The sequence below is a fragment of the Achromobacter pestifer genome (assembly GCF_902859625.1).
Lineage (GTDB): Bacteria > Pseudomonadota > Gammaproteobacteria > Burkholderiales > Burkholderiaceae_B > Achromobacter > Achromobacter pestifer.
The window spans coordinates 970,030-982,887 of record NZ_CADIJX010000001.1 but is presented as its reverse complement, the minus strand read 5'-3'; the positions used below and the strand labels follow the sequence as shown (position 1 = coordinate 982,887).

12 protein-coding genes are annotated in these 12,858 nt (G+C 66.3%); 5 read left to right on the top strand and 7 right to left on the bottom strand.

Annotated elements, in window-relative coordinates:
- Positions 1 to 36: 36 nt before the first annotated feature.
- Positions 37 to 924: an aldo/keto reductase family oxidoreductase gene (locus HV753_RS04160; protein WP_175173138.1), complete on the top strand. Its 888-nt coding sequence runs from the start codon at positions 37 to 39 to the stop codon at positions 922 to 924.
- Positions 925 to 947: 23 nt separating this feature from the next.
- Here HV753_RS04160 and HV753_RS04155 read toward each other — a convergent pair whose 3' ends face one another.
- Positions 948 to 2,354 carry a 3-deoxy-D-arabino-heptulosonate 7-phosphate synthase gene (locus HV753_RS04155; protein WP_175173137.1) on the bottom strand — a complete coding sequence of 469 codons (1,407 nt, stop codon included), beginning with the start codon at positions 2,352 to 2,354 and terminating at the stop codon, positions 948 to 950.
- Positions 2,355 to 2,528: 174 nt separating this feature from the next.
- Here HV753_RS04155 and HV753_RS04150 point away from each other — a divergent pair, with 174 nt between their 5' ends.
- The 3 genes from HV753_RS04150 (at position 2,529) to HV753_RS04140 (ending at position 5,550) form a co-directional block, all read left to right on the top strand.
- Positions 2,529 to 3,278 carry a hypothetical protein gene (locus tag HV753_RS04150; RefSeq protein ID WP_175173136.1) on the top strand — a complete coding sequence of 250 codons (750 nt, stop codon included), beginning with the start codon at positions 2,529 to 2,531 and terminating at the stop codon, positions 3,276 to 3,278.
- Between the two features lie 169 nt (positions 3,279 to 3,447).
- Entirely contained in the window at positions 3,448 to 4,374 is a 927-nt protein-coding gene (locus HV753_RS04145; protein ID WP_175173135.1) for a sulfurtransferase, read from the top strand.
- Complete coding sequence (locus tag HV753_RS04140; RefSeq protein WP_246288143.1) at positions 4,375 to 5,550, top strand: YeeE/YedE family protein; 1,176 nt, start codon at positions 4,375 to 4,377, stop codon at positions 5,548 to 5,550.
- On the opposite strand, the gene HV753_RS04135 is transcribed toward HV753_RS04140, so the two are convergent.
- The 5 genes from HV753_RS04135 to HV753_RS04115 form a co-directional block, all read right to left on the bottom strand.
- Positions 5,543 to 6,031 (bottom strand): GlcG/HbpS family heme-binding protein, encoded by a 489-nt coding sequence (locus HV753_RS04135; protein ID WP_175173134.1) that lies wholly within the window; start codon positions 6,029 to 6,031, stop codon positions 5,543 to 5,545. The two genes, HV753_RS04140 and HV753_RS04135, sit on opposite strands and share 8 nt — an antisense overlap.
- Before the next feature lie 99 nt (positions 6,032 to 6,130).
- Positions 6,131 to 6,775: a response regulator transcription factor gene (locus HV753_RS04130; protein ID WP_175173133.1), complete on the bottom strand. Its 645-nt coding sequence runs from the start codon at positions 6,773 to 6,775 to the stop codon at positions 6,131 to 6,133.
- Positions 6,772 to 8,208 carry a sensor histidine kinase gene (locus tag HV753_RS04125; protein ID WP_175173132.1) on the bottom strand — a complete coding sequence of 479 codons (1,437 nt, stop codon included), beginning with the start codon at positions 8,206 to 8,208 and terminating at the stop codon, positions 6,772 to 6,774. Before HV753_RS04125 ends, HV753_RS04130 begins: the two co-directional genes overlap by 4 nt.
- Before the next feature lie 57 nt (positions 8,209 to 8,265).
- On the bottom strand, positions 8,266 to 9,429 hold the full coding sequence (locus tag HV753_RS04120; protein WP_175173131.1) for an HPP family protein: 1,164 nt from the start codon (positions 9,427 to 9,429) through the stop codon (positions 8,266 to 8,268).
- 91 nt (positions 9,430 to 9,520) lie between these two features.
- Positions 9,521 to 9,967 (bottom strand): MarR family winged helix-turn-helix transcriptional regulator, encoded by a 447-nt coding sequence (locus HV753_RS04115; RefSeq protein WP_175173130.1) that lies wholly within the window; start codon positions 9,965 to 9,967, stop codon positions 9,521 to 9,523.
- A gap of 95 nt (positions 9,968 to 10,062) precedes the next feature.
- Here HV753_RS04115 and HV753_RS04110 point away from each other — a divergent pair, with 95 nt between their 5' ends.
- On the top strand, positions 10,063 to 11,853 hold the full coding sequence (locus HV753_RS04110; protein ID WP_175173129.1) for a chloride channel protein: 1,791 nt from the start codon (positions 10,063 to 10,065) through the stop codon (positions 11,851 to 11,853).
- 4 nt (positions 11,854 to 11,857) lie between these two features.
- Here the strand turns inward: HV753_RS04110 and HV753_RS04105 are convergent, their stop codons facing one another.
- Positions 11,858 to 12,769 (bottom strand): LysR family transcriptional regulator, encoded by a 912-nt coding sequence (locus tag HV753_RS04105; protein WP_175173128.1) that lies wholly within the window; start codon positions 12,767 to 12,769, stop codon positions 11,858 to 11,860.
- Between the last annotated feature and the right edge of the window lie 89 nt (positions 12,770 to 12,858).

Below are 12,858 nucleotides of genomic sequence, written 5' to 3'. Positions count from 1 at the left end.
AGGGCTAAGCTGTTCGTTCCCCTCCGGAGATACACCATGCCGCCGCTACCGAACGAAGACAACAATACCGACACCCATGCCCTGGGATCCAAGCGCGTCAAGCGCTTGGGCTATGGCGCGATGCAATTGGCCGGCCCGGGCGTCTTTGGGCCGCCGCGCGACCGTGACGCGGCGTTGGCGGTGCTGCGTGAGGCCGTGGCCAACGGCGTGAACCACATCGACACCAGCGATTTCTACGGCCCGCACGTTACCAATCAGATCATCCGCGAGGCGCTGTCGCCGTATCCGGACGATCTGGTGCTGGTCACCAAGATCGGCGCGCGGCGGGGCGAGGACGCTTCCTGGATCCGTGCCGACAGCGCCGCCGAATTGGAGAGCGCCGTCGAGGACAATCTGCGCAATCTGGGGCTGGACGTGCTGGATGTGGTGAACATGCGCATCATGTACGGCGTGCACGGGCCGGAAGAAGGCTCGATTGCCGAGCCCCTGTCTGCGTTGGCGGCATTGCAGCGGCGTGGGCTGGTGCGTCACATTGGCCTGAGCAATGTGACGGCCGCGCAGGTCAAGGAAGGCCGTGGCCTGTGCGATATCGTGTGCGTGCAGAATCAGTACAACCTGGCGCATCGCCATGACGACGCCCTGATTGACTCACTGGCGCAGGACGGCATTGCCTACGTCCCGTACTTTCCGCTGGGCGGCTTCAGCCCGCTGCAATCCGCCACGCTGACGGACGTCGCGCAGCGCGTTGGCGCCACGCCGATGCAGGTTGCGATTGCGTGGTTGTTGCAACGCGCGCCCAACATCCTGGTCATTCCCGGCACGTCGTCGGTCGCGCACCTACGAGAGAATCTGGCCGCGGCGAAGCTGGTGCTGCCGGACGCGGAAATTCGCGCACTGGACGGTATTGGGGAAAACGCAGGCTGAGGGCGGGGCGCCGGCCGTGGTCGTTAGCCGCTGGCGGCGCTCCACCGTGTATCGACCGCGATCGCGGCGCGCAAGTCGTCGACATGCACCATCATGTCGCGGATGTCGCGCAGCATCGGGTACTGGTGCAGAATGGGCGTCCATTGGGGCGACTCCAGCAACAGCCGCCACACCGGTTCAAGGGCCTCGGGATCAGGCGGTTGCGGGCCTGCCAGCTTGATGGCGAAGTCCACACTGGCCGGGGCGGATAGCAAGTGCATCCGGCTGGCCGCGCTAAGCAGCCGGGGCGTCGTTTCCGCAGGGGCATCGCAGCAGTAAAGCACCACCTGTGCCAAGCCTGGGATATCCCAAGGCAGCGCTTGCAACGAGGCCCCACGCAGGTGGACGATGCCTTGCTCGGTCTTGAACGGATAGGCCGTGTTGTCGTCGGCGTGCGCAAGCAGGCGCAAGCCGCGTTGCAGTCGCGGCAGGTCGGTGGTGGCAGCGTCCACGGAGGCCTTGGCTTCGACCAGCAGGCAAACATCCCAGACAGGCGTGTCGTTGTCCGCAGGCGCTTTCCTCAGCAGGACCGCGTCCCACTCGGTCTTGGCGCGTTCGGCGCTGGCGGGGATCGATGACGGCACGCGCATCGAGGTCACGACGCGATAGGGCGACAGGCTTCCTTCTGCGTCGTTGAGCCGCTGGGCAAGGGCGTCCAGCGCCTGCGTGGCGGATGCTTCGACGGCGGCGCCACGCCGCTGCGCGGCTGAGCCCTGGGCTGCGGCGCCGGGGCTGCCTGAACGCGGGCCGTGCCGGTCCCAGAGGGATTGATACCGCTGCACGTGTGCGTCTGGCGCCAAGGCGTCCAGACGTTGCAGACGTTCCAGTGCCGGCTCGTTCAGAAGGCGTGCCAAGGCGCGCTCAATCGTGGGGTCGGAGGCGGATTCCGGCATGGCGCGTAGCCGTTGCCCGGCGTCGGATAGCGCAGTCCAGGATGCGGTGGCTGCCGCGGTCTGCAACTGCGCCAAGACGTCGCGTGGCGGCCCTGGCGGCAGGCGCTTGAGTTTCTCAGGGTGCGCGATCGCGTTGACGGTGGCGTTGATCTGGCGGCGGTCCTGATCGGCGATGGCGGACAGCGCTGCGTACTCACGCACTTGCGCCACCCGATGCCGCAGCACGATGGCCTGGAATGCCGGGTCTCCTTCGTCCTGTCGCACCGCTTCTTGGATCAACCGGCCCAGCGCGTGAATGAACGCCTGCTTCGTTGCCATGTCGGGCGCCAGGCCATCGGCCAGCGCTTGACGCGCCACCTCGATCGTGACGGCAAGCGTGGTGGCGGCCCCGGCATGCTTCACCTGTTCCGCGCCGACAGGAGCCGACGGCACGCGATAGCGGCGGGGCGCGGCACGCAAGATCTCGTCCAGCAACAGAGAAGAAGGCGGCAGGGGCATCGGCAAGACCGGGGCTGGGAATGCCGTGCAGTGTCGCACGGGGAACTGCGACGGTGTTTCGGCCGCTTGCCTCATGCAAGCCCCAATTGACACTAAATGTTACTGTCTGAATAATCCGTTCGCATCTGGTGCGAATACGACGCACGAGACCACCATCAACGATGAGGCTCAAACATGCATCACATGCGGGCGGGGCGGTTGACGATTCTGATCAGCGGGCTGGCGATGTTGGCAGGCGTCTCTGGATGCGCATGGTCGCCTCCCAACGCCTACCCGGTATTGGACCTGGGCAAGAAGAACCAGAGCGCGGTCGAGGCGGCGTTCAACATGAAGCCGCCGGTTAACACGGCCTTAAACGTCGGGTTTGTGTTGGACAAATTTCTAGAGCAGCAACAGGTGTACTGGAACAAGGCGTCCAGCGCTCGTACGGGAGCTATGGATTTGCGGACCGGCGTTGCGGGGGGCGCCATTGTGGGGGCAGTCGGTGCAATCATCGGCAATGTCGCGACGACGGCCACAGGCGCGGGTCTGGCTGTGGGATCCAGCTTGTTCATGGAGCAGTATTCCCTGACCGCGCAAGATCGCATTTACGGTGCGGCGGCGGTCAATATTGGCTGTGTGATATCCGCGGCCAGTGTGTTGCCGCGCGATAAAGATGTGCTGTTAGCCGATGTGATGAACGCCGGGAATCGGATTCTAGGTAATGTCCAGGCCGGTTTGGCAGCATTGCAGCCGGCGATGCCAAACGTCGGGGAGGTGATGAAAGCCTATGCCGATGTGATGGCCACGCCCCGGCCAAAGAGCGGCCAGGCGTTCACTGCGCAGAGTGAAGCGGATCAAGAGAGCCTGCGCAAGATAATCAGGGCGGATCTGCTCAGTTGCGTGGAAACCGGAAAGCTTGCCAGCGAAGTGCTGAACAAGTAAACGCCGTTCCGCCTTGCGCAGATGCACTAGCTCAGCAGCTGCGACGAGACTGACAATAGGCTGAATAGGTAATCAGAATATGAAAACAATGTCGTTCGTGCGCAGCAAGTAAGCCGATATCGTCCGGATTCCAAAGGCTCATCCAAGTAGCCGAATCCAGGAGAATCCGATGTCCCCACGCACGCTGCTGGTCAGCGCTTTTGCCGCATTGGCGACTTGCATCGCCTTTCCGGCGACGGCGCAACATGCCAAGTATCTGGTCACGACCGATTGGCTGGAAAAGAATCTGAACGATCCCAAGGTCCGGGTGGTGGAGGTCAGCGTGAATCCCGGGCTGTACGAACGCGGCCATATCCCGGGCGCGGCCAACGTCAGCTGGCACACGGATCTGGTCGATACCGTGAACCGCGACATCGCGCCGCCCAAGCAATTCCAGGCGCTGGTGGCGCGCTCTGGCATCAATGCCGATACGACAACCATTCTTTACGGCGACAACAACAACTGGTTTGCCGCTTGGGGCGCATGGATATTCGATATCTACGGCATCGACAACGTGAAGATCCTGGATGGCGGCCGCAAGAAGTGGGAAGCCGAAGGGCGACCCTTGTCCAACGGCGCCAAGATCCAGCCGGCAGGCAACGCGCAGATCAAGCAGGCCAATCCGGCATTGCGCGCGCATTTGCAGGACGTGCTGGCCGTGGCGCGCAAGGACAAGCAGGGCGTGCTGGTGGACATTCGTTCCGCCGATGAATACAACGGCAAGATCTTCGCGCCGAATGGCGTGCCGGAACTGGCGGTGCGCGCGGGGCACGTCCCCGGGGCGGTGAACGTGACGTGGAGCAAGCTGGTGGCCGAGGACGGCACGTTCAAGTCGGAGCAGGAGCTGAAGGCAATCTATCAAGCGGCCGGCGTGGATGGCACGCAACCCATCATCACGTATTGCCGCATCGGTGAACGTTCCAGCCATTCCTGGTTCGCGCTGCGCAAGCTGCTGGGCTATGACGTGCGCAACTACGACGGCTCGTGGACGGAATACGGCAACAGCGTCGGGTCGCCGATCAGCAACCCGTCCGGCACCGTGTGGGGCAAGACCTGAGTGGGCGCGCTGCGCTATGTGTCGGCCGCCGCGGTGTTGGCGGCCGTTTTCGTTGCGGCTTGGCTGCTGGCGCCATTGCCCGAGGGCGGACGCAACCTGTCGTTGTCGGTCTTGCTGGGCGCGGCGTTCGGCATCGTGCTGCAACGCTCGCGCTTTTGCTTCTACTGCATCGCCCGCGACTTCATTGATCACAGGCAGACGGCGGGCATGTTCGCGGTGCTGATTGCGCTGGGGGTTGGAACGCTGGGCTACCACGCGGTGTTCGGCGCCTTCCTTCCGGTGCCATCGCCAGGGCGTCTGCCGCCTGGCGCGCACATTGGCCCGGTCAGCTTGGCATTGGTCGCGGGAGCCTTCGTGTTCGGCGTCGGGATGCGGGTGTCGGGTTCGTGCATCAGCGCGCATTTCTACCGGCTGGGTGAAGGCGCGCTGGCCTCGCCGTTCGCGCTGGCGGGGGCGGCCGTGGGCTTTGTACTGGGCTTCGCGACGTGGAATGCGCTGTATCTGGCGTTGATCCAGGAAGCGCCGGTGGTGTGGCTGCCGCAGCGGCTGGGCTATGGCGCAACGGTGCTGCTGCAAGGCGCGGTGCTGATCGCGCTGGCGTGGGCGGTGATGCGCCGGGGCGGCCCGCAGGCGACGGCGGCCGGGCAGCCGATGTCGCCTTGGCAGGCAGTGTTGCGAGAGCGCTGGCCGCCGGCCGTGGGCGGTTTGCTGGTGGGGGGCATCGGAGTCATCGCGTATCTGCGCATCGCGCCATTGGGCGTGACGGCTGAACTGGGCAGCGTGGCGCGCACGATGGCGGCAGGCACGGGCTGGCTGCCGGCGCGTCTTGAAGGGCTGGACACCTTCGCGGGATGCGCCACCGTCATCAAGCGCGCGCTGTTGTCGAACAACGGGGCGTTCGTGCTGGCGCTGGTGGGCGGGGCGTGGGCGGCGGCCTTGGCGGCTGGCGCGTTCAAGCCCAGACTGCCGTCGGCGAAGGACATCGTCCGCAACGTCGCGGGTGGCGTTTTGATGGGTTGGGGAGGAATGACGGCGCTGGGATGCACCGTGGGTACGCTGTTGTCCGGCGTGATGGCGGGTGCGCTATCAGGCTGGGTGTTCGGCGCGGCCTGCTTCGCGGGAATCTGGGCGGGCTTGCGAGTCATGCGGGCGCCCGCCCAGCCGCGTATTACTTGAACATTGCCGCGTTTTCTTCCAGCACGGCGTCGGCGCACTGGGCGTCCAGGTTGCCCCCCGGAGCGCCCGCCACGCCGATCGCGCCAATGACGCTGTTGCCGGCCTTGACCGGCACGCCACCGCCCAGCAGCAGGAAGCCCGGGATATCGGTCAGATTGGCGGCGCCCGCGTTCTTTTGCGAATTCTCCATCATGGCCAGCGTCGGGGTCTTGGCGGAGACGGCGGTGAAGGCCTTGGCGCGGCTGGCTTCGATGGTGTGCGGGCCGGCGTTGTCGGCGCGGGCGAAGGCTTTGAGCAGGCCGGCGCGGTCCACGACCGAGGCGCTCACGTTGTAGCCCTTGGCCTGGCAGGCGGCGACGGTGGCGGTGGCGAGCTTCTGCGCATCGGCCATCGACAGATTGCTTTCGCTCAGCACGGCGGCGTTGGCGGCGCCGGCAAAAGCCAGGGTGGACATCAAGGTGGCAAGCGTGAAACGGTTCATGGTCTGCGTCCTTTTGGAGAACATTCGGTAGGAGCAGTCAGTGTCGCGAAATCACGGCGCGGGCGGTATACGCCCGAATACGCGCGCGCCTCCGTAGCGTTACGGAGGCGGCAGGGGATCCAGCAGCGTCGCGTATTGGCGGATCAGTTGCGCCAGCGAATCGGCTTCGAGCTTGGCGAAGACATTGGCGCGATAGGTTTCGACGGTACGCGGCGACAGGTCGAACTCGCGCGCGATTTCCTTGTTGCTCATGCCTTGCACGATACGTTCCAGCACCTCTTGTTCGCGCCCTGACAGCCGCGCCAGGCGCTCGGTGGCGGCCTGGGTCACGGCCAGCCGTTCGCGGCTGGCGATGTGGGTGCGTACGGCGGTCTGCACCGCATCCAGGAACACGTCGTCGTCCACGGGTTTTTGCAGGAATTCCATGGCGCCGCCCTTGAAGGCACGACGGCACAAGTCCACGTTGGCGTGTCCGGTCAGCATGACCACCGGCAGATCGGATTGGTCAGCCAGCCGGCTCAGCACATCCAGGCCGCTGATGCCGGGCATGCGGATGTCCAGCACCACGCAGCCGATGGCGCTGGGCGCCAGTTGCGCCAGGAAGGCCAGCGGATCACCGAACCCGGCGCTGCGCAGGCCCACGCTGCGCAGCAACAGCGACAGGCCGTCGCGCACGGCGTCGTCGTCGTCCACCAGATAGACCAGCGGGGATAGTTCGTGCGTGCGTGCGTCCTGTGCAGTCATGCGGGGGCTCCCGAGCGCGGCAGGCTGACGGTGAAGCAGGCGCCAGCGGGGCTGAGGTTGCGCGCGGCGATGCGGCCGTCCATGGAACCGGCCAGCGTGTCGCACAGCGCCAGCCCCAAACCCATGCCTTGGGCGCGCGTGGTGTAGAAGGGCGTGAACAGCCGAGGCAAGGCGTCGGCGGAAATGCCGGAGCCGTTGTCGCTGACGGTGAATAGATAGTTGGCGCCGTCGGCTCGGCCTTCCAGCTGGATGTGGCGCGGGCCGTCGGTGGCGGCGAGGGCGTCCGCCGCGTTCTGCACCAGGTTGTGCAGGATCTGCTCCAGCGCGACGCGGTCGCCAAGCGGGCGCACGCCAGGGCTGGCGTTGTGCCAGGTCAAGCGGATGCCTTGCTGCGCAAGTTCGGGGTCGCGCAGAAAGCGCAGCGATGCCACCAGCGCATCCGGGTCCAGCGCTTCGCGCCGCGCGGGCGAACTCGGTTGAACCAGCGCGCGCATGCGCGTGATGATGTCGGCGGCGCGCTTGGCCTGTTCGGCGCTGGCCAGCAGCGCGTGACGCACGGCGGGGCGTTCTTCCTCGTCGTCCAGCAGGCGCTCGGCCGCGCGTGTCTGGGCCAGGATGGCGGTCAACGGCTGGTTCAGCTCATGCGCGATGCCCGCCGCCATTTCTCCCAATGTGCTTAGCCGCGCCATGGCGGCCAGGCGTGCTTGCTCTTGTTGACGCCGCGCATCGGCGCGTGAACGCTGCCAGGCAAAGGCGCCCGCCACCAGCAACGCGCTGCCCACGGCCCAGGCCAGCCACGCCGTCCACGGCCAGAGGGCGGGCGTCAATGTACGGGTGCTTTGCATCTGGAACGGCTGGCTGGCCGCGCCCAGCGGTTTTTGCAGCGTGATCGTCAGCCCCACGGCGTCCGCGGCCTGCTTGTCCAGCAAGCGCAGCGGCGTCTGGGCAATGGTCAGGCTCAGGTTCGCCAACCCGGGCGGAAAGTCCGTGGCGGGCACGAGGTGGCGCGCGTCCAACAGCAGGCTCCAGCTTGACGGCGCGATCAGCCAGTACCGCGCGGCGTCCACGGGCAACGTCACCGGGCGGTTCAACTGACGGGCGCGTTCAATGGCGCCAGGCAGGCCGGGCGGCGGCGGCAGGCTGCCCGCCCAGGCGCCATCGGCCAAATAGCCCAGCCCCAGCAATTGCGGCATGGCGGGTTGCAGGCTGGGATACAGGCGTTCGGGGGTGGGGGGGTGCGACAGCGCCGCCAGCGTTGCCAGCACGGCTTCATGCTGCACCGTCTTTTGGCTCAGCATGCGCTGGGCGATGCTGGTGCTTTGGAAGAAGCGGTCGTACTGGTCCACGTATTCCTGGCGGGCGATCCAGGCGGCGCCCAAGCAGAACAAGACCAGCCAGCAGAAGAGGGCGCGCGTGCGCGATAGGGGATTCACGTCTGAAATTATGCCTTGCGGCCAGCGCGGACAGGAATCCGTAGGGCTACGGAGGGATCAGGCGGCGCGCTGCCGGGTATCCGTGGTATCGCCCGCCTGGGAGCTGGCCGACACCGCCATCTGATGCAGCGCGGCCACCAGGTCGGACTGCGTGACCAGACCGTGCAAGGTGCGCGAGGCATCCAGCACCGGCACGCAGTGCAGGCGGTCGGACATGGGGCGGGCCAGTTCGATCACGGGCAGTTCGGGGGTGGCGAAGGGCACTTCGCTGCGCATGCAGTCGGCCACCAGCAGGTCGGCCACGGGAACGCCGTCCACGGTTGCCTGCGTCAAACGGTTCTTGCGCGCCAGCACATCGCTTTGGTCCAGCATGCCCGCGTATCGGCCGGCGGAATCCAGCACGGGCAATGATTGCAGGCGGTGCTTGTCCAGCAGGCGAATCGCGTAGTCCAACGGATCTTGCTCGTGCACGGTGACGACATCGCGCGACATGATGTCGGCGCAGGACACGTCGCCGAAGCGGCGCAGGCTGGCGCGCAGTTCGGCCGCCAGCACGATTTCTTCCAGGTCTTCCTTGCTGATGTCCAGCAGCTCGCCGCGCTGTTGCAGGGCGTCGTCCAGATCGGCGCGGCTGAAGCCCAGGCGGGTGCTGGGGGCCGCGTCGCGCGTGCGATGGCCGGGCGCGGCATCGGCGTGGCGGCGCGGATAGTTGCGCTTGAGCGCGCCGTTGAAAACGACGGCGATGCACAGCAGGATCAGTGAATTCAGCCCCACGGGCCACAATGCGAAGCCGTAGCCCAGGCTGGCGACGGACGGGCCGCCCAGCACGGCCGTCAGCGCCACCGCGCCACTGGGCGGATGCAGGCAGCGCAGGCTGAACATGGCGCCGATGGCCAGCGCCACGGCGGCAGCGGCGGCCACGCCGGGAATGGGGATGAGTTGGGCGCAGAAGACGCCGATCAGGGCCGACACCAGATTCCCCGCCATGATCGACCACGGCTGAGCCAGCGGGCTGGCGGGGGCGGCGAACAGCAGCACGGCGGACGCGCCCATCGGTGCGATGAACCAGGGGTTTGCGCTGCCCAGCGCATGGCGGCCGACCCATTCCGTGCAGAACAGCCCCACCAGCGCGCCCAGCACGCCGTAGAGTTTCTCGCGTCCATTGACGCCCACGGGCGCTGGCGCGAATGACCCCAGCCAGCGCTTGATTGCCACGCTCAAAATGATCTCCTCGCGAGCTTGAAATATGTCGCGGGACGACAATTTATCACGTGCAAGCTGACCAGAAGTGATGAGCTTATGCCCGAGGAGGTCAGGCGGGGTCGTCGCCGATACGTGTCAGCAGGCGGCTCAGCAGGGGACGCATGGCGCGCAGTTCTTCCAGGTGGGAGGCCGACAGATCCTCCAGCAAGCGTTCGGCCTTCTGCGTCAGCACGACTTCAACACGGCGCCCATCCTCGGGATCCGCCTCGCGGCTGACCAGATCCAGCCTGGCCAGCCTGCCGACCAGTTCAGCCGCCGTATGCGGGCGGATCAGCAGGCGGTCGGCGATTTCGCCGACATACAGGCCACGCCGGTTGGACGGGCTTTTGCGCGTGCCCTTGATCGCCAGCAGGGTCTGATGCTGCTGGGGCGTCAGGGCAAGCTCCGCGGCAGCGCTTTCGCTGAATGCAGCGAAGGTGCGCAACGCATAGCGGAAGTCGGCCAACAGTTCGTAGTCAGCGGGCGAGAGCGGAGTGGGGGACGGATTCAATTTCACATTGCCGATTCTAATATATGTCGTGATACGATATAAATGACCTGGCGCAAAGCGCCGCGTGTTTTCCCTGGCCCCTCTTCGACTTCCCATATTCCATGTCTTTATCTCCTGCCTCTGAACCGGCCGCTTCCGCGCGCGCGGCGATCCGCCTGGGCGACTTCACCACTGACCGGCGTGTCGTTCTGCTGATGGCGCTGGCCATTCCCGTGGGCCTGGCCAGCGTCGCCGCCGCTTGGGGGTTGCTGCGATTGATCGCCTTGTGTACCAACCTGGCCTATCACGGCCAATTCTCGTTTGCCGACATGCCGATCACCGACGGCCAGCTGGGGTTGGCGTCCGTTGCGATTCCCGTGGTGGGATGCCTGATCATCGGCCTGATGGCGCGATATGGATCGGAGAAGATCCGCGGCCACGGCATTCCGGAGGCCATGGAGGCTATTTTGATCGGCAAGAGCCGCATCCAGCCGAAGGTGGCCGTGCTCAAGCCCGTGTCTTCCGCCATTTCCATCGGCACGGGCGGGCCGTTTGGCGCGGAAGGCCCCATCATCATGACGGGCGGCGCGATCGGGTCCTTGCTGGCGCAGACCATTCACCTGGACGACGGCGAGCGCAAGACGCTATTGGTGGCGGGCGCCGCCGCAGGCATGACGGCCATCTTCTCGACGCCCTTGGCCGCTGTGCTGCTGGCCGTGGAGTTGCTGCTGTTTGAGTGGAAGCCTCGCAGCTTCCTGCCCGTGGCGATGGCGGCGCTGGTGGCCGCCGCCGCGCGCGCCTTCATCCTGGATGCCGGGCCGATCTTCGCTTATGCGGGCACCTTGCCGTTCACGCCGGGGCACCTGCTGGCGTGCGCGGCGGTTGGCGTGCTGGCAGGCTTGGGTTCGGGCGTGTTGACGTCGCTGGTCTATGCGGCCGAGGACCTGTTTGAAAAGCTGCCGGTGCACTGGATGTGGTGGCCAGCGATGGGTGGTCTGGCCATCGGCATTGGCGGCCTGATCGACCCGGCGGCGCTGGGCGTGGGCTATGACAACATCCGGCACCTGCTGGCAGGCGACCTCGCATTCCAGGCGGTGTTGCTGCTGTTGGTGGTCAAGGTGGCGATCTGGTCGATCTCATTGGGTTCGGGCACGTCGGGCGGCGTGCTGGCGCCCTTGCTGATCTTCGGCGGCGCGCTGGGCGCCCTGGCGACGCCGTGGCTGCCGCAGGCGGATCCGGGCTTCTGGGCGCTGGTCGGCATGGCCGCCATGATGGGCGGCACCATGCGCGCCCCGTTGACCGCCACGCTGTTCGCGGTGGAACTCACGGGCAACGTCGGGGCGCTTCTGCCGGTGATGGCCGCCAGCGTCTTCGCCTATGGCGTGACGGTGCTGCTGCTGAAGCGGTCGATCCTGACCGAGAAGATCGCCCGCCGTGGCCATCACATCAGCCGCGAATACCATGTGGACCCGTTCGAGCTGCTGCGGGTCAGCGACGTGATGACGCATCCGGTGCAGACGTTGCCGGACACGACGACGGTGGCCCAGGCCATTGCGCATTTCACGACCTTGCAGCCGGTGCACACCAGCTATCCGGTGGTGGACGCGCAAGGCGTTGTGGTGGGCGAGGTGACGCGCGCGGATTCGCTGGCCTGGGCGCTGGATCCGCAAGATGACACGCGCACGCTGGTCCAGGCGTTGGCCGGACGCGAGCAGATCATCGGCTATCCCGACGAATTGGCCAGCCGCATCGCCGACCGCATGGCGTTGTCTGGTGTGGGGCGAGTGCCGGTCGTGGATCGGGCCAGTGGCCGCCTGCTGGGCATCGTGGGCCGCAAGGATCTGTTCCGTTCCCGGGCGAGGCGATTGCGCGATGAAAGCCAGCGCACGGCGTATTTCCGTCGCGCGTCCTGACGGGCTAGCCGCTGCTGGCCTCGCGCCCGCCGTTGGCCGCACGTAATTCCCACAGCACGTCCAGTACGTGCTGCGTGGCACGCTCCACCTTTTCCGCACGATGCGCGATGCCCAGCGGTCGCCACAGCGCCGGACGCAGCGGGCGCATGACGACGCGCGGATCGGGCTGCGGCGCCGTGGTTTCGTGCGGCAGCAAGGTGGCGCCATAGCCGGCGGCCACCAGGCTCTTGATGGCGTCGTTGTAGTTCAGCTGGATACGGGCGCGCGGGTTCAGGCCAGCGGTGGCAAACCATTCGCCGGTCTGACGCGATAGCCGCGTCGTGGCGTCGTTCAGGATCAGCGGCCGATCGGCCAACCAGGCGGGCGTGACGCGCGCTGGCGCGGGCCAGCCGGCAGGCAGGAACGCCATGACCGGATCGCGCCGCCACGGCTTGAGCACCAGGCCGTCGATGGGAGGCTGCGGCAAGGCCACCAAGCCCACGTCCAGGGTGCCGTCAGTCAAGCGCTGCAAGGTTTCCTGAGATGTCAGCACCGCCACCTGCACGTCGATGCCCGGATGGTGGAGGCCCAGCGTTTCCAACGCCTGCGGCAGCAGATGGGCGATGGCGCCCGTGGAGGCGCCCAGCCGCACGCGGCCGGACAGGCCTTGTACCTGCCGTTGCACATCATCAAGCGCCTGATCGGCTTCCGCCAACAGACGGCGCGCGCGTTCCAGCAGCGTGTCGCCGATGGCGGTGGGCCGGACCTGGCCGCGCTTGCGCGTCAGCAGGGGGGCGCCCACGCGCGCTTCAAGATCGGCGACGTGCAGGCTGACGGTGGGCGGCGCCAGATGCAGGGCGCGGGCGGCGTCCGCGAAGGAACCCAGGTCGGCGATGGCCACCAGGGTGCGCAGACGGTCCAGACTGATTTCGCGCATGCTTATGACGTTCAGAAAAGATGAAGTTAACGATCATGATATTCGACTTTTCTTATGTACAGTGCAGATCGATGATAGAGGCCTGTTGA

Coding starts and splice junctions, on each gene's coding strand:
- HV753_RS04160 (WP_175173138.1), top strand. CDS start 37: ATGCCGCCGCTACCGAACGAAGACAACAATACCGACACCCATGCCCTG.
- HV753_RS04155 (WP_175173137.1), bottom strand. CDS start 2,354: ATGCCCCTGCCGCCTTCTTCTCTGTTGCTGGACGAGATCTTGCGTGCC.
- HV753_RS04145 (WP_175173135.1), top strand. CDS start 3,448: ATGTCCCCACGCACGCTGCTGGTCAGCGCTTTTGCCGCATTGGCGACT.
- HV753_RS04130 (WP_175173133.1), bottom strand. CDS start 6,775: ATGACTGCACAGGACGCACGCACGCACGAACTATCCCCGCTGGTCTAT.
- HV753_RS04150 (WP_175173136.1), top strand. CDS start 2,529: ATGCATCACATGCGGGCGGGGCGGTTGACGATTCTGATCAGCGGGCTG.
- HV753_RS04105 (WP_175173128.1), bottom strand. CDS start 12,769: ATGCGCGAAATCAGTCTGGACCGTCTGCGCACCCTGGTGGCCATCGCC.
- HV753_RS04110 (WP_175173129.1), top strand. CDS start 10,063: ATGTCTTTATCTCCTGCCTCTGAACCGGCCGCTTCCGCGCGCGCGGCG.
- HV753_RS04135 (WP_175173134.1), bottom strand. CDS start 6,031: ATGAACCGTTTCACGCTTGCCACCTTGATGTCCACCCTGGCTTTTGCC.